Annotated in this window: 10 protein-coding genes; 8 read left to right on the forward strand and 2 right to left on the reverse strand. The window is 38.1% G+C overall.

Translation table 11 applies throughout. The annotated features are described in order from the left end of the window. Positions 1 to 76: 76 nt before the first annotated feature. The 4 genes from ACTBZY_RS21005 to ACTBZY_RS21020 all read left to right on the forward strand — a co-directional run bounded on the left by ACTBZY_RS21005 (position 77) and on the right by ACTBZY_RS21020 (position 7392). Positions 77 to 1645: a solute:sodium symporter family transporter gene (locus ACTBZY_RS21005; protein ID WP_463048351.1), complete on the forward strand. Its 1569-nt coding sequence runs from the start codon at positions 77 to 79 to the stop codon at positions 1643 to 1645. Between the two features lie 51 nt (positions 1646 to 1696). Further along, on the forward strand, positions 1697 to 2839 hold the full coding sequence (locus tag ACTBZY_RS21010; protein ID WP_463048352.1) for a glycoside hydrolase family 5 protein: 1143 nt from the start codon (positions 1697 to 1699) through the stop codon (positions 2837 to 2839). Further along, the gene (locus ACTBZY_RS21015) at positions 2832 to 5585 is read left to right on the forward strand and encodes a family 78 glycoside hydrolase catalytic domain (RefSeq protein ID WP_463048353.1); all 2754 of its coding nucleotides are present in this window, start codon (positions 2832 to 2834) and stop codon (positions 5583 to 5585) included. Before ACTBZY_RS21010 ends, ACTBZY_RS21015 begins: the two co-directional genes overlap by 8 nt. A gap of 418 nt (positions 5586 to 6003) precedes the next feature. Continuing rightward, positions 6004 to 7392 (forward strand): BNR-4 repeat-containing protein, encoded by a 1389-nt coding sequence (locus tag ACTBZY_RS21020; RefSeq protein WP_463048354.1) that lies wholly within the window; start codon positions 6004 to 6006, stop codon positions 7390 to 7392. 2 nt (positions 7393 to 7394) lie between these two features. On the opposite strand, the gene ACTBZY_RS21025 is transcribed toward ACTBZY_RS21020, so the two are convergent. After that, entirely contained in the window at positions 7395 to 8183 is a 789-nt protein-coding gene (locus ACTBZY_RS21025) for a glycerophosphodiester phosphodiesterase (RefSeq protein ID WP_463048355.1), read from the reverse strand. A 781-nt stretch (positions 8184 to 8964) separates the two neighbouring features. Here ACTBZY_RS21025 and ACTBZY_RS21030 point away from each other — a divergent pair. Further along, positions 8965 to 9663, forward strand: coding sequence for a hypothetical protein (locus ACTBZY_RS21030; protein ID WP_463048356.1), 699 nt, complete (start codon positions 8965 to 8967; stop codon positions 9661 to 9663). Between the two features lie 22 nt (positions 9664 to 9685). Here ACTBZY_RS21030 and ACTBZY_RS21035 read toward each other — a convergent pair whose 3' ends face one another. After that, positions 9686 to 10750: a Gfo/Idh/MocA family protein gene (locus tag ACTBZY_RS21035; RefSeq protein WP_463048357.1), complete on the reverse strand. Its 1065-nt coding sequence runs from the start codon at positions 10748 to 10750 to the stop codon at positions 9686 to 9688. A 417-nt stretch (positions 10751 to 11167) separates the two neighbouring features. Between ACTBZY_RS21035 and ACTBZY_RS21040 the strand changes: the two genes are divergently transcribed. The 3 genes from ACTBZY_RS21040 to ACTBZY_RS21050 all read left to right on the forward strand — a co-directional run bounded on the left by ACTBZY_RS21040 (position 11168) and on the right by ACTBZY_RS21050 (position 16764). Beyond that, a complete protein-coding gene (locus ACTBZY_RS21040; RefSeq protein ID WP_463048358.1) occupies positions 11168 to 11506 on the forward strand; it encodes a hypothetical protein in 339 nt (112 codons plus the stop codon). 517 nt (positions 11507 to 12023) lie between these two features. Beyond that, positions 12024 to 15098 carry a SusC/RagA family TonB-linked outer membrane protein gene (locus ACTBZY_RS21045; RefSeq protein ID WP_463048359.1) on the forward strand — a complete coding sequence of 1025 codons (3075 nt, stop codon included), beginning with the start codon at positions 12024 to 12026 and terminating at the stop codon, positions 15096 to 15098. Between the two features lie 19 nt (positions 15099 to 15117). Beyond that, a complete protein-coding gene (locus ACTBZY_RS21050; protein WP_463048360.1) occupies positions 15118 to 16764 on the forward strand; it encodes a RagB/SusD family nutrient uptake outer membrane protein in 1647 nt (548 codons plus the stop codon). The last annotated feature ends 172 nt before the right edge of the window (positions 16765 to 16936 follow it).

Below are 16936 nucleotides of genomic sequence, written 5' to 3' on the forward strand. Positions count from 1 at the left end.
TGAAATCTTTGAATTACAAAACTTTTGCCCTCTAAGCTTTTTGGCTTAATTTGTCAGCTAATCCTAACCCATTGAAATGATACTAACCCTTGCTGGCTTTTTGGGCTTTACTTTTTTGGTAATTGCCTTTGTTTGGTACCGTTTAAAAAACGAGAATCTCAGCAGTGAAAAAGGCTATTTCCTAGCTGGAAAGAGCTTAACGGCCCCGGTAATTGCCGCCTCCATGTTACTGACCAACATCTCTACCGAACATTTAATTGGTATGAATGGCAATGCCTATAAAAATGGCATCATCGTAATTGCATGGGAAGTCACATCGGCCATAGCACTTGTAATTGCAGCACTTTATTTTATTCCAAGGTATATTAGAATGGGACTAACCACAATTCCAGAATATTTAGAAAACAGGTACGATTCACTTACTAGGACTTTGGTGGCTTTATTCTTGATGGTATCTTTTGTAGTGACTCTCCTTCCTATAGTTCTCTATTCAGGTGCTTTAAATATTGAAAGTATTTTTGATATCTCCGACAATCTGAATATTACAAAAACGGAAGGTCTGTGGTATTCGGTTTTGGCTATTGGCATTATTGGCTCTGCATACGCCATTTTTGGTGGTCTAAAAGCGGTGGCTTATTCTGATACATTAAATGGAATTGGTCTTCTATTCTGTGGACTTTTAATTCCTATTTTGGCACTTTGGAGCATTGGCGATGGAAATATGCTGAGCGGACTTACTAAAGTTTATGATTATGCCCCTGAAAAATTCAATATCATTGGAGCTGAAGATTCAGTGCTCCCCTTCTCTGTCTTGTTTACAGGTTTAATGATTAATCAGCTTTATTTCTGGGGAATGAACCAGACTATTATACAGCGAGCCTTTGGTGCTAAAAACTTAGCTGAAGCTCAAAAAGGCCTTTTATATACAGGCGTTTTAAAAATCTTAATCCCTTTAGTTATCGTTTTACCCGGAATGATAGCCTTTTATTATTTCCAAGACCAATATTATGACAATCAGGACATCGTGTACCCATTATTGGTCAAAAAAGTATTGCCCGCAAGTTTAACAGGATTGTTTGCCGCTGTTATTTTGGGTGCCGTGTTAAGCACGTTCAATAGCGTTTTAAATTCGGCTTCCACTATCTTTTGTTTCGACCTTTATAAAAAGCATATTAATAAGAATATTTCAGAGAAAGAACTGGTAAAAAAAGGAAAATGGGTTGCTGTCATTTTAGCCGTTTTCGCCATAATAGCCGCACCCTTAGTTGCCAGTGCTCCAGAAGGCTTATATCAAATGATGCAGCAATTAAACGGCATATTCTTTATTCCTATCGCTTCCATTTTAATGGCGGGCTTCTTTGTTAAATCTGTCAATGCCAATGGTGCTAAAATTGGTTTATTGTTTGGTTTCATTTTTTACATTCTTACCACCTTCGTTTTTGATTCGGGCATTCACTTTGTGCACATTTGGGGAATAGAATTCGTTCTTAATATACTCATTATGATAGCGGTTTCTAAACAATTCCCAACAGGTAAAATTGTAGTAGAGGAAACAAAAGACAGCAGCGAACCTTGGAAATGGAGCAAAGTTATGGGTATTATCCTAGTGACGATTACTATTTTGATTTACTGGTTACTTTCTTAGTATAGAAACATAGCTTAAAGCAGACTCTGAAAATATTTAATGAAAGAAAATATGAAAAATAACACCCGAAGAGATTTTATCAAAAAGTCTCTTTTAACCTCCGCAGCCATAGCTGTAGGAGCCAATAGGGCCATTTCTCAACCTCCCAAAAATGCCATACCAAAATGGAAGGGCTTTAACTTTTTAGATTTCTTTTCTCCGGATCCGAGTAATCAAAGAGATCAAACACCAGAAGAGTTTTTCAAATGGATGCAAGACTGGGGTTTTGACTTTGTAAGGATCCCTATGGCTTATCCGAGTTATATAAATTTTGACCGAAGTAAAGACCTAAGGATAGAAGACGTCAGGAATATCAATACAAAAGCCACAGATAAAATAGAGCAATTGGTATACAATGCTCAGAAATATGGACATCATGTGAGTTTGAATATACATAGAGCTCCAGGGTACTGCATCAATGCCGGTTTTAACGAACCCTATAACATATGGACAGACCAACAAGCGGAAGACGACTTCTGTTTTCACTGGAAATTTTGGGCGAAGCGGTTTAGATTCCAGAACGCTAAAAGAATGAGTTTTGACCTCCTCAATGAGCCCAGCTGGCGTGACGACATGAACGACCAATTTGGTGCAAAAACAAAACTACCTGGCGACGTTTACCGGAAACTGGTTTTAGCTGCTAAAACTGCCATACACGAAGTCAGTCCAAATAGGTTAATCATAGCCGACGGCAATGAAGTGGGTAGTAAAGTAACCCCTGAACTCATCGACCTCAAAGTGGCACAAAGTTGCCGTGGTTATGCCCCAGGCATCATTTCTCATTATGCCGCTCCTTGGGTGTTTAAAGACACGTCCAATTTGCCAGAGCTTAAATGGCCAGGCCAAGTAGGTGAGCAATACCTCAGTAAAAAAATGCTGGAAGACATCTATGCCCCATGGATTGAACTAAAAAATCAAGGTATAGGCGTTCACTGTGGAGAATGTGGCTGTTTTAATAAAACGCCACATGATGTCTTCATGGCTTGGTTTAAAGACTTAACTGGCATATTAAGTAAGAACGATATTGGCTTTGCCTTATGGGAACTAAAAGGTTCTTTTGGAATCCTTGACTCAGGAAGAGAAGATGTGGATTATGAAGACTGGTACGGTTATAAACTGGATCGTAAGCTTTTAACACTGTTGCAGAATGCATAAAAGGCTCTTCCTCTTAATTTTAGGATTCAGTCCATTGCTGCAGTTAAAAGCACAACTTGAAAGCCGACAATTGACTTGTGAGTATATTGAAAACCCAAGAGTGGTGGATGTGCTTCAGCCAAGATTGGCGTGGATAAACACTTCGCATGAAAACACAAGAGGACAAAAACAAACAGCCTACCAAATAAGAGTGGGAAGCAGTCAAGAAAAATTAAACACACCCGATTTATGGGATTCTGGCAAAACCAATTCAGAAAACGCCAATAGAATAGTTTACAAAGGGAAAACTTTAAACTCAAGACAAGAATGCTGGTGGCAAGTGAGGACTTGGGATATGAAAAATAAAGTAGGCGAATGGTCTCAGCCCGCTTTCTGGAGAATGGGTTTGTTAGAAAAAATGGACTGGCAGGCTAAATGGATAGGTGCTCCTTGGCAGGGTGAAGAAGCCATTGCCAAACCCGAGGGTGGACCCGACAAGAAAACAGAGATAATGCCCCCTCCCGCCCCATTGCTACGCAAAACGTTTGTCATCAATAAAGAGGTGAGCAAAGCGGTAGTCTTTACTACTGGCCTAGGATATTTTGAGTTTTATGCCAATGGGAAAAAAGTAGGTAACGATGTGTTGGTTCCAAATCAGACTAATTATGGTAAAAGACCTGAACTGCCAAATGCGTACATTGCTTTACCGGACGATTTCGCTGGATACAAAGTGATGTATCTGGCTTATGACATTACCTCTCACCTTAAAAAAGGTAAAAATGCCATTGGCAGCATTTTAGGAAACGGATTTTATAATGCACCCAAATTCTGGACGGCTTCTTATGGCTCTCCTAGATTTTTAGCTCAACTCCATCTCACCTATACGGATGGCACAGAAGAAATAATAGTTAGTGATGAAAGTTGGAAAGCGGAAAAATCGCCCATTCTCATGGACTTAGTTTACGATGGTGAAATCTATGATGCTAGAAAAGAAATAGCCAACTGGTCTGAAGACGACTTTGATGATAAGCATTGGCAAAATGCAGCACAGAGAAAAGCACCTTATGGCGAGCTGGTAGCCCATACCGCAGAAACCGACAAAGTAACCCAACAATATGCACCTGTCAATATTGAAAAATTAGGCGAAGGGCATTTTAAAGTTAACTTTCCAGAGGAGATTTCGGGATGGCTTAAACTGGTCAATGTGAAAGGTCCTGCAGGTCAGAAAGTCCATATCACTTTTAACGGCAACTTATACTCTGGTGAAAACACCTACATTTTTAAAGGGGAAGGTTTGGAGCAATACGCTCCCAGGTTTAACTGGTTTGTGTTTTCCGGAGTAGAAATCACCAACTGGCCAGGAGAGCTGAAAGCAGAAAATTTGATTGCGGAAGCGGTGAATACCGATTTAAAAGAGAAAGCCACTTTTGAAACCTCATCAGACCTTTTCAATCAAATTCATAAAATCTGGAAAAGAAGTCAGTTGGATAATATGCATGGCGGCATTGCTTCTGACTGCCCACACAGAGAGCGTTCAGGCTATACGGGAGATGCACAAGTGGCTTGCCAAACCGTTATGCATAACTACAACGCCAAGGCGTTTTACCAGAAATGGATGACAGACATTAGAGATGCTCAAATTTTAGAAACGGGCTATATTCCCAATGGTGCTCCATGGCAACCAGGATGTGGTGGCGGTATAGCTTGGGGGGCGGCCATCCATGTTATTCCATGGGAGTTTTACCAACAATATGGCTCTAAAGACATGCTGCAAGACAACTACGAAGCCATGAAGGGCTATCTGAATTATATGCAAACGTGGCTTACCACTGCGGGAACCATTTACAGTCAAAGAAATGGCCATGATGGCCAACCACTTAAATGGTGGAATCTAGGAGAATGGGCTGGTGTATGTGAAGATTGTTTACCCTCAGATGAACTAGTGCATACCTTCTACTATTGGCTATGCTCCGATATTACGGCACAAACTGCCCAAATTATAGGAAAGACTGAAGAATCAAGATTATTCAGAGCCAAAGCCGATCAAGCCAAAAAGGCTTTTGAAACCAAATTTTACAATCCTCAAACGAAGTCATTTGGACCTTATGGCGGAAACATCTTTGCTTTAAAAATGGGTGTATCAAAAGACATTTACGCTAACGTAATCGCTTCCTTAAAAAAGGATATTCTAAAGGCCCGTGGACATTTTGATACCGGAATCTTTGGCACACGATATTTCTTTGAAGTTTTAAGTAATAACGGACTAGAAGAAGAAGCTTTTGATGCCCTCAGTAAAAGAGGAGAACCTAGTTTTGGACAATGGCTAGAACTAGGAAGTACCACCACCAGAGAGCATTGGAGTGAAAAAGGCAGCTATAACCATCCGATGTTTGGAGGTGGACTTTCTTGGTTTTACACCCATCTTTCTGGGATGAAAATTGATAAAGACAAGCCCGCTTACAAACACATTATCTTCAAACCTGAAATAGATAACGATTTGGAGTTCGCCAACTTTTCTACCGAAACCATTTATGGAGATGCCGCTATAAAATGGGAGAAAATATCAGACGACATTCTCAGTGTTTATCTGGAAGTTCCTGTAGGAAGCGAGGCTACGCTATACGCTCCATTTAAAGAAGTAACCAAGGTTTTAGAGCATGGTAAATCTTACAAGAAAAGTAAAGGTGTAAAGAAATCCAGAGGCAAAAAGAATGTCTCTTTCAAACTCCAAAGTGGTGTTTATTCCTTTGATTTTTCTAGGAATTAGGGGAAAACTAAATGATAAAATCCATTCAAAATGTTTCATCAACAAAAAAACACCTGCTTAGCGAAGCTCGAAGTTTCGATGTAGTGTTCCCAAACCGCTGGTTTAATCTAATAAAAAGATATTATCTAAAGGCTGACAGGTCTGACTTTTGTCGTTTATCCGCTTTTGGTTGAAAAAGTTTAGTGGGTCATAGATTCACTAGCCAGAATATTCTAAGTCTTACGATGACCAAATTTGAGATTAACCAATTATTAAAACATAGCTTTTTTACCAGACAGCTTTAAAGTAAATTTAAATGCCAGTGGAAATCTGCCAATAACGACCCAAAAAACATTAAGATTATATGATATTATGGACTTATATGATAGCAATGAAAACCCATATTTCTATATAAAATTGATGCTAAAAACAAACCCTTATGAGACTACTTACTTTAATATTGATATTCCTTGTATTTAACACAGCATACAGCCAAGACTTTACCAACACCAAAGCCGATGGCTACAAAGGCATTTGGTTTGAGCTTAATCAAAAATATGAATTTGGCGACAAATACTCTGGAGCCTTGGGCACCTACACCGCCAAACATGTTCCATTAGCCATCTATGCCAAAGAAGTGGATAAAACCTTTTTTGTGTATGGTGGAACCACGACAGAAGACCACAGGCATTTGCTTTGCATGATTGGGGAGTTTGATCATAAAACGGGCATGGTTTCTAAACCAACCGTGGTTTATGACAAAAAAGGCGTAGACGACCCGCATGATAACCCTTCCATATTGATAGATGACGACGGATTTATTTGGGTTTTTATAAGCGGGAGAGGCCAAAGACGACTTGGCTTTAAATACAAAAGCAAAGAACCTTATAATATAGATGCGTTTTCTCAAATAACGGAAGAAGAGATGACCTATCCGCAGCCATGGAACACGGAGTATGGCTTCTTTCATTTCTTTACAAAATATACGGGCGTTCGCCAATTATATTTTGAAACCAGTGAAGATGGGGTGAGCTGGACAGCAGATAAATTGCTTGCTGCTATTCCAGAAAACAAAGGTGAAAAATCTGGACATTATCAAACAAGCAACACATTTGAAAATAAAATGGTGGGGACATTTTTCAATCGCCACCCAGATGGCGACGTAGATAGGCGAACCGATTTATACTACATTCAATCAAAAGACTTTGGTGAAAAATGGACCAATATAGATGGTCTAGAATTACCATTGCCCATTACAGACTTAGAAAGCCCAGCTAGGGTGATAGATTATGCTGCAATAGGCAAAAATGTGTATGTAAAAGACATGGGGTTTGACGCCAATGGCAAGCCAGCTTGTTTATATATTCGGAGCAATGGTCACGAACCCGGCCCTAAAAGTGCACCCTATGAATGGTGCGTCACCAAATGGGATGGCACCGCATGGCAAACTTCTGTAATAGCCACATCTGATCATAATTATGATATGGGTAGTTTATATATTTCAAAAGATACTTGGCAGATAGTAGGACCCACCGAAAAAGGGCCACAGTCTTGGGGTGTAGGTGGCGAAATAGCCATTTGGCAATCTAACGACAAAGGCGAAACGTGGACGAAACAAAAAATACTCACCAAAAATAGTGCGATGAGCCATTCCTATGTACGCCGACCTGTAAACTTTAATGCTCCCTTTTGTTTCTTCTGGGCAGATGGCAACTCTCATACGTTTAGTAAATCAAGTTTGTATTTCGGTAATTTCAATGGAGAGGTTTGGAAGCTACCTTACGATATGAAAAGTGATTATGAAAAACCTATAAAAGTGTTAAAATAGGATTAATTGTATAGCAATTCGTAAAATTCCATATTATCAGTTTCAATAAAATCTACCTGTAAACCATAAACTTCATCAATAAAACTATCTTCTATACTATATACTAACACTTTAAGGTTTAAACTGTGAGCCAAGTCCACCATTGATTTTGTGAGATCGTCTTTTCTGTCATGATCAAAAGAAATACCCGTCAGGTAATACTCATATGTCCTTTTTATTCCTTGGTCAAAATCTCCCCAAGTCAAGTAAAAAGTCTCTATACCAGAATTTTCTTCTCTTACCATTTTAAGGAAGCTTAAAGAATCTGAATGAACAGATATTTTACCGTCAAAATTGTAAGAATCAGTAAAATCTGCTAGTTTTTTAGCAACAGCACTAAATGTTTCAGACTTAAAGAGTTCCTTGGGGTTTTTAACGTCTAAAGAGATATGTTTAGAAGGATATTTGATTACCATTAGGGCGAGAATGTCTTCCAGCTTATCATAATAAACTTGTCCATTTTCATCTTTTACATCGGCTATTTCTTTATCTGTAGCATCAATAAAAGGCTTATCTAAAAGCCGCACGTTGTCATCATGACTGAGCCATAGACCACCATCCTTACTTATTGCTATGTCAACTTCCACACCCCCTAATCTATCTAAAGCATATTCTATACCCTCGGAAGTATTTTCCCTAAAAAGTAGTGAATTATATCCTGCACCTCTATGACCCAACACTTTTGTACTTTCTTCTCCTAGGTCAGATTCCCTTGGTTCTAAACGCCAAATATCCTTGCAAGAACTAATCAAAAATAAGATTAGAGTAAATACGATTCTGTTTTTAATAAAATATGTCAACTGTTTTAGCAGATTCCGTGTTTACAAATAATCAGTAATTTAGTCTTCCTCAAATCTGTAGAAATATTTAATTTATCATGATTTTCAAAGGTGAATAAGCTCTATTTTACATAAAAACGCAGTTTTCTAACTATGCGTTGCCTAACGCTATCGGTTTCCGAACAAGAAATCTCATAATATATAAGTTTAGCGAAAATTCAGTAAAAGCTAAAACGCTTATCTAGGACAGCTCCTTAGATCACTCTTCTAATCCCCACCTTAAAATCATAAAGCTTAATTTCTAGACTGAGCACCATTCCATTCTTTCAGTAAGTCAGGTTTGTATTTCGGTAATTTCAATGGGGAGATTTGGAAGCTACCTTACGATATGAAAAGTGATTATGAAAACCCTTTAAAAGTAGTAGAGTAAGTGTATAAACTTCTCGAAAGTGCTGTGGAATAGTTTCAGGAAGATAATTTTCAATCTTCATCATCAAAAAAACTTGAAACTGGTAAAACAACCATTCTTTGGTGAAATTGTTGGATCCTGACCAACATACTTATTTTTCATTTTAATGGGAAAGGGGATCTTCCTTTTACAATTAAACGATCTAACTAAAAGAGTTCCTAAATTTATGCTTTAGCAAGAATTCATCGAAATTATTTCCATAATTGCTTTCTATTTTTTCATTCAATTTCCCCTCCAGTAGAGTCTTTGAATGATACAAAACGCTGGTTTGAAAAATACCTCCTTATGATAGACTTACCTCCCACTCAGAATCAAATTCAATGTGTTACGAATTTTCAAGATCTGGTTTCCACACCTTTTCATGGAGTCATTAATGCGATGTGCTGGACACGTAAACTTATAGGTGATTTCTCTGAGATTGTTGAAAAGTTAGATCTAAACGATAATATAGCGGCATTTGACCAAGATGAGCTTCGTGAACTTACTTTGAGTGAACGCGGGCAGCTTGCTCGTGAAATACTTTTAAATGACTTAAAGCTGTTAACCGCTCATGGAGCATCTCCAACGCTCAACGTTATCAAGTACTATGACAGAGATGATTCCTACCCGTTTTTCCCAACTGATGTTTATTCTTTTCATGTAGATCGCTCTCCTATACCCACCGACACTTTTTTATGCACTTATCATGGTGAATCGAGTGATATATTGCCAAATTCACAAGCCATACAAAAAATACTTATTCCCGAAATACGTGATGAACTCAAAAAACTATACGAAGGAACAGATGAAGGCTTTGAGGCATTTTTAAGTGAGCATTTCTTTGACCTACACTATCAAGCTAAAACTAAAGCACGCCCTATCAGCTTAGGCCTCGGTCACATATGGAGATTGGCCATTGAGCACCCTGAAAGTCAAGTACCTCCTTGTGTTCATCGTGCTCCAATGGAAAAAAATGGACAAAGCCGTTTGATGATGATTTGTTAAAGACTAGCTTATCTTTCTTTAGCTAAACTATTAAAACGCGTCTTCCTGATTTGGCAGCCATATAAACAGCATCAATCACCTTTAGATCTCTCAAACCTTCTAGACCACTTATGTGGTCTGGGAATGGTTTGTTGTTCAATAGAAACTTTGCCATTTCGTCCATTTGAACCTGCTGCTGATTAGTCGTCGGAAATTCAAACTTCCCATCACTCGTTTTTCCAACAAACGGTCCATAACTAATGGCAGGACTCAGCTCGAAAATACCACGCTCGGCAGATGCCAATAACCTATCCATAGAGGTTATGGAACTAGAACTACAAGTGGCTGTGGCCCCACTTGGAAATTCCATTTGCCAATGAATGGACTCCTCTACTTCTTTAAAGACGTCTTTATAGATTTTTGGCCCAAACTGTGCCGTAACCGAAACGGGTTCCTCCCCTGTGACATATCTGGCACCTTGAATACAATACACACCTAAGTTTTGAAGACAACCACCTCCCGAAAGTTTTGCATTTAAATGCCAATCATTTAAATCTGAATTACTGGTATTATATCCCAACGCTGCCTCAACATGACGCACCTCACCATAAACTTTCTCGCTGCCCAGTCGCATCATTTCCATATTATAGGGCTCAAAATGCAATCGATAGCCTACCGCCAATTGCACATTATTCTCTTTACAGGCCGCTATAATTTCTTCGCATTCTTGAGCCGTGATGGCCATTGGCTTCTCCACTATGACATGTTTACCTGCTTTAGCCGCTCGTATGGCATATTCTTTATGCATGCCATTGGGCAACACGATATAGATGACATCCACATTGCCGTCATTGGCTAATTTATCAAAGTTGTCATAATTATAAACTGAGCTTTCTGGAATGTTATACTTCTTTTGCCAGACAGGTATTTTAGAAGGCGTTCCGGTAACAATACTCGTCACTTTGCAATGTTTAGAAACGGCAATGCCTTCCGCCAGATAGTTGGCATACCTGCCCAATCCCACCAAAGCCACACGTAGCTTTTTATCCGGTTCCACCTTCGAATCACTGGAAAGTCCAAAAGGAAGCATCATAGCTCCTAACGACATTTTCTTAACAAAAGACCGTCTATTTTCAATCACATATATGCTGTTTTGCTAAGGCAATTTAGAAAAAGAATAAAGGATTTCAGCTTGGTTTTATTTGAATGGTTAGCGTTTTAGGCTTAGCGGTTTCCCCAAAGAGACATTGCAGGGCTCCCTAGCAGATACAAGATTCTAAATAGTACCTAAAACATGTAGGAAGACGCACATTGTATGGATGAGTTCGAAGTCGAAAAGACGTTTCTCCATAACTAGAAGCGTCGCAAAACCTTTGTCTTAGTTTCAGCTGTGCATGGTGCTTTAAAGGTCAAAAACTGATGACATATAATTTACTTTAAGTATTATTATAGGGCTGAAGGTATACTACCAATAAATATGAGGTCAAAAAAACTATTCCTTCATTAGGAAAGTCGGATTATCATCTTGAACAAAACAAAAAATAAAAATATTCTTCCACCAAAAGAATTTGGAATAAGAGTAATAAAGTATTCTATCTTTTCCATACTCCTCTTGGCTTTCTCTCTAGGAATTGGGATTTTAGGATATCATTATATCGGTGAATTAAAATGGATTGACAGCACCTATAACGCTTCCATGATTTTAACAGGAATGGGACCCGTTGATGAATTGAAAACGGTTTCTGCCAAACTATTCGCTTCGATATATGCCATATTTAGCGGCGTTGTTTTTTTAAGTACGGTAGCCATATTTTTTGCACCTTTTGCACATAGATTGATGCATTTATTGAAGATTGACTCATAAGAAATTAGCTCTTTCTTTTCAGCCTACTCAGAGAAGCTTGTTGCTTCGATATAATGACTTCAATCCTCTGGTTTAAACAAAGAACTATTTCATCAACAATAAAGAGACTTATTTAAATCTCCAATACTCCAGCAAAGAAACCAGAGATGAATTAAGGTCATAGTATAAATTTCTTGGCTTTTCAAACTCCCATTACCCTCCTAATCTATCCATCAAGAGCTTAAAACCCTGATGTCTACGCATTTTTTGTATCATTCAAATATATTAGAGCACAACCCCTAGTGCATCTAGCTGAATAACAGCTCATTGTAAGCACACATACAATAAGTGGGTTAGCGAAAAATTAGTATTACTGGCTGCTTTCCATAAGAATAAGAACACTTTTTATCTATATCTCCATGTTTTTGAACGAAATGTCCATCCCTAAAAAATATGCTCTTATTAATTTTGGGCTCGGTTTTATATTTGAACAATTCCAAGAATAAACTAAACTTAACCCATAATAAACAAACTTGATATGGAAAAACTTAAACTTTTATTAATTGCCATTGCTGTAAGTTTTACATCATTGGCCTACGCACAGGATACGGTATCAGGTGTGGTATTAGACAATCAAAATACGCCCATCCCTGGGGTTAACATAGTAAAGCAAGGGACCACGACTGGTACATCTACCAATGCAGAAGGTAAATTTAAAATTGGCGTAAAGAATGGTGATGTCCTTACATTTTCATTTATAGGATATGTATCTCAGGATATTACATATTCTGGTCAATCTTCATTAAATGTCGAAATGATAGAAGATGCCGCTAACCTTGAAGAGATTGTGGTTATTGGTTATGGTACGGTCAAAAGGACGGATTTGACGGGAGCTGTAGCATCTTTAGGTAATAGAGAGCTTACCTCACAAAAGAAAACAGATTTGGGGCAGGCTTTACAAGGCCGTGTGGCTGGTGTTGATGTAAGAACTACTAACAATAAACCAGGTGCACCATTATCTATTGACATTAGAGGTAATACTGTCATTCAGAATACCAACGAAAATCGTGACGGTTTAAGTGATAATATTGCTGATGACCTTTCCAAACCATTATATGTAGTTGATGGCGTATTTTTTGATGATATCAATATTTTGAACCCTGCTGATATTCAGCAAATGGATATTCTAAAAGATGCATCGGCTACCGCTATTTATGGAGCTAGAGGGGCTAATGGTGTGGTTATTATCACTACTAAAAATGGAATTGAAGGGAGAACACAGTTTAGTTACGATGCTACTTTTGGCGTAAATACCGCTACTAATGTTCCGGATATGCTTGACGGAGATGAATTTGTGGATTTTGCTGATAAAGTATTACGTAGCACGGCTTGGAAGCAGATGTTCAAACCAAATGAAGGCGTTTACCCAACCGTAGAAGATTATAACAATGCAACGGTAGATTTATCTAGAGAGTTTAGAGCCACAAACGAAGAAGCGAGCAATGTAGCTAACCGTCGTTATACAGATTGGCAAAATGATTATTTGAAATCAGGAATTCAATCGAGTCATACCTTGGCCATGTCGGGCGGTAGTAACGGCTTAACTTATAATGCCTCAGCCGGTTATTTAAGTAATAAAGGCGTCATAGGAATAGAATCTTATGACCGTTTTAATTTAAGCACATCATTATCCAAAAAGGTATCCAATAAATTTACCTTGGGTGTAAAAGCTTATTTATCCTTATCAGATAGAGAGACAGGAAGTAATGAGCTATTTAGAAGTACTTTGCGTTTGTCTCCAACAGTAAACTCATTCAATCCAGATGGAAGTGTTATATTATTTCCAGATGATCAAGATGGACGTTTCTTAAATCCTATTTATGAGTCGCAAGGGTCATGGTTAAGTAATACCAAAACCTTAGATGTTATCACCAATGCATTCTTGAATTACAAGCCGACTAAATGGTTGAGCCTAAAAACACAGTTTGCACCTAATATTTCAAATGACCGTTATGGGTCACATTTTGGTTTGTTAACTAAATCGGCTAGAAACGAAGAATCTCGTACACGTGCTTATTACAATTCCACTTTTAAAACCTCTTATACTTGGGATAATATAGCTGACCTGAATTTCGATGTAGCAGAAGGGCATAGTCTAAATGCAACTTTGATTTCGTCTATGTATTATAATCAAAGAGAGGGGAGTGCGGTTGAAACTAGAAACTTTGATACCGATGCATACCAATTTTATAATGCTGGTGCCGGCTTAGATGTAAGGTCATACAATACTTTTTTCTATAAAGAAACACTCGCTTCTTTTGCTGGAAGGTTAAACTATGGCATTCAGGATAAGTACTTATTTACTTTTACAGGAAGATATGATGGTTCTTCTAAACTAGCACCGGGTTATAAGTGGAATTTCTTCCCATCCGCTGCTTTTGCTTGGAAAGCCAGTGACGAAGCATTTTTGCAGGAGGCAGATTGGTTAAACAATCTTAAAGTCCGTTTAAGTTACGGAGAGTCAGGAAACGAAGGTTCTATTAGAGCATATCAATCATTAGCCTTCTTAGGAGGAGCTGATTACCTTTTCGGAAACAGCCATGTTAATGGTGTAAAAGTAAACGGTTTGCCTAATTATGAATTGACTTGGGAGCGTTCTAAAGAGTTTAACTTTGGTGTAGACATGAGTATGATACAGTACAGGCTTGGTATAAGCTTAGAGATTTATAACAAGAAAACTGTAGATGCTATATTAGGAAGAACACTATCTCCAATTACGGGATATGGCTCAGCTACTGGTAATTATGGTTCTGTTAGAAATAGTGGAGTGGAGCTTACGCTGAATACCGTAAATGCTCAAACTAATAATTTCAAATGGACTACCAGCATAAACTTTGCGAAGAACAAAAACGAGATTCTAAAATTAGACGGCGGCATTGATAAGTTTACATACGGAAACCACGGTGTACGCCAGATAGGACAGCCAGTTGATGCTATCTACGGATATGAAATTGAAGGTATTTGGCAGTTAGAAGAGGCCGCAGAAGCTTTTGCTTATGACGGAAGTTTTCCTGGACAGTATAAGTATAGTGACTTAGATAATAATGGAAGTTTAAATGAAGATGATAAAAAGGTAATAGGTTCTTTATCTCCAGATTGGATAGGTGGTATGACTAATACTTTCACTTATAACAATTTCAATTTAAATATCCAGATGCACACTAGACAGGGTGTTTATGGACATTCTGAGTTCTATAACAATTTTGTGCCATGGCAAAACGATGACGCTAAATTTAACAAAGTAGATTTAGATTATTGGACGCCAAATAATCCAGGTTCTCCAAACCCTGCACCTGAGTATGGTTCTACAGGAAATAACTATTATACAGACTTTAATTTTGTGAAAGTAGGAAACATTGGTTTGGGTTACACTGCGTCAAGTACACTTTTAGACAGGTTGAAAATCAATAGTTTAAGATTGACTTTGGATGTTCAAAATCCATTCACATTTACTGATTATGCGGGTCCAGACCCTGAAACAGGAATGCAAAACTCATACAACGCAGGTTATATGATTAAAACCGTTCTTTTTGGACTGAAAGTAACTTACTAATTTTTAAAAAAGATTAACAATGAAAATATTTAATATAAAACAAGTTGCTGTCCTGTTGACGTGCTCAGTCTTGATTGGCGGATGTGACAACTATATTGACGAAGAAATATACTCTGGTATTACCAGTGAAAACTTCCTTACGGAAAATAATGCGGACCAACTCGTAATAGGTCTTTATGACGCAACAAGAGATGTCTACAAAAACTACGGCTATATGTTTGCCGGAACAGATATCTTTACCACTCAAAGTGAAGTTTTTTCATTTAGTAGTGAAAACGATTACAATAGCTTTAATGCTCCACAAAATAACGGGGTATGGAGTAGTAATTATGGCGTAATATCTAAAGCAAATACAGCTATCAATAGATTTGAAACGCAGATAGATTGGAGTGACGCTAATTTAGAAAATAAGGCTTACGGAATAGCTCAAGCTAGAGCGTTGAGAGCTCTGGCATATTATAATTTGGCCGTGCAGTATGGTGGTGTTCCTTTAGAGTTAACCGAACCACAAAGTATCCGTACTGATTATTCACGTTCTAGTGAAGAGGAAACATTTGCCTTGATTATTAGTGAATTAGAGGCTTCTATTCCTACACTAAAGGATGCTCCTGAAACTGGCCGTTTATCAAAAAGAGCAGCTCAGCATGTTTTAGCAGAAGTGTACTTAACCAGAGCATATAAGTCTTTTGCTGGAGGAAACGATTTCCAAACGGCGGCAGATTTAGCGGTACAAGCAATCGGGTCTTATGATATTAGAAGCCAAAGTTTTGCAGAGCTTTTTGACTATGACAACCAAGTAAACCCAGAAATTCTTTTTGCTGCTCACTGGGGTGATACAGGTTTTGCCGAAGACAGAGGAAATAATAAGCATTCCTTATTTATGTCAGGCGTTCAATCATTACCGGGTGTAAGTAGAAGTAATCTTTACGGTAAACCAGGAAATGGCCTAATGATGACGCCTTATTTTTATTCTTTGTTTGCTGACAATGATTCCAGAGAAAATGTGACCATACATAGATCAATAATTGCAGACGAGGCAGGGTTTGCTATTGGTAATGATGAGATAGCTATTGGAGATACTGTTGTATATTTTCCAAAATATACACTAAGCGAGGCAGAGCTTAAAGATAAACTAGAGCGTTATTGGGTATATCAGCCAAACCAATACCTTTTCGGAAGACCTGAAACAATAGCAGGTGTAAATTATCAGTATACGGCGAATCCTATATTGACAAATTTCCCAATGATGAAAAAATTCGATGATGAGGTTTTCCAAGAAGAAAATAATGGAGCGAGAGATACCTATATTTTCAGAGTAGCCGAGACGCATTTAATTGCTGCGGAAGCTTTGTTAGGAGCAGGAAATACTACGCAAGCTTTGACTCATATAAACAGAGTAAGAGAGCGTGCTACGGGTGTGGCAGATCATTATACTACCTTAGATTTAGACACCATCTTGGATGAGCGTGCTTTAGAATTAGTAGGCGAAGATAACCGATGGACTACGCTAAAACGTATGGGTAAATTAGAAGAGAGAGTGGGAATGTATAATCCTCATTATAGAGATCACGGGGCGTTTGAGGCTTCAAAGCACATGCTACGTCCTATTCCATTAATAGAGTTGGAAATTTCTCCAGCAACTATGACGCAGAATAGTGGATACTAAAAAGGAGTAAAGTTGATGGTTTAATATGGTTTGGTTTGAATACGGGTGGGTTTGAAAATAACCTGCCCGTATTTTGTAAAACCGAGATGAATAAACAATGATTCGGGTTTTAAATTATCCTTTTGTCCCTTTTAGTTTAGTCGATATGACTAGAAACATACTAGAGAAATGA

This window comes from Arcticibacterium sp., from assembly GCF_055134445.1.

What these genes read in the sequence shown, in the direction of transcription:
- ACTBZY_RS21045 (WP_463048359.1), top strand. Translation starts at nt 12,024, where the DNA reads ATGGAAAAACTTAAACTTTTATTAATTGCCATTGCTGTAAGTTTTACA.
- ACTBZY_RS21005 (WP_463048351.1), top strand. Translation starts at nt 77, where the DNA reads ATGATACTAACCCTTGCTGGCTTTTTGGGCTTTACTTTTTTGGTAATT.
- ACTBZY_RS21010 (WP_463048352.1), top strand. Translation starts at nt 1,697, where the DNA reads ATGAAAAATAACACCCGAAGAGATTTTATCAAAAAGTCTCTTTTAACC.
- ACTBZY_RS21050 (WP_463048360.1), top strand. Translation starts at nt 15,118, where the DNA reads ATGAAAATATTTAATATAAAACAAGTTGCTGTCCTGTTGACGTGCTCA.
- ACTBZY_RS21020 (WP_463048354.1), top strand. Translation starts at nt 6,004, where the DNA reads ATGAGACTACTTACTTTAATATTGATATTCCTTGTATTTAACACAGCA.
- ACTBZY_RS21035 (WP_463048357.1), bottom strand. Translation starts at nt 10,750, where the DNA reads ATGTCGTTAGGAGCTATGATGCTTCCTTTTGGACTTTCCAGTGATTCG.
- ACTBZY_RS21030 (WP_463048356.1), top strand. Translation starts at nt 8,965, where the DNA reads ATGATAGACTTACCTCCCACTCAGAATCAAATTCAATGTGTTACGAAT.
- ACTBZY_RS21015 (WP_463048353.1), top strand. Translation starts at nt 2,832, where the DNA reads ATGCATAAAAGGCTCTTCCTCTTAATTTTAGGATTCAGTCCATTGCTG.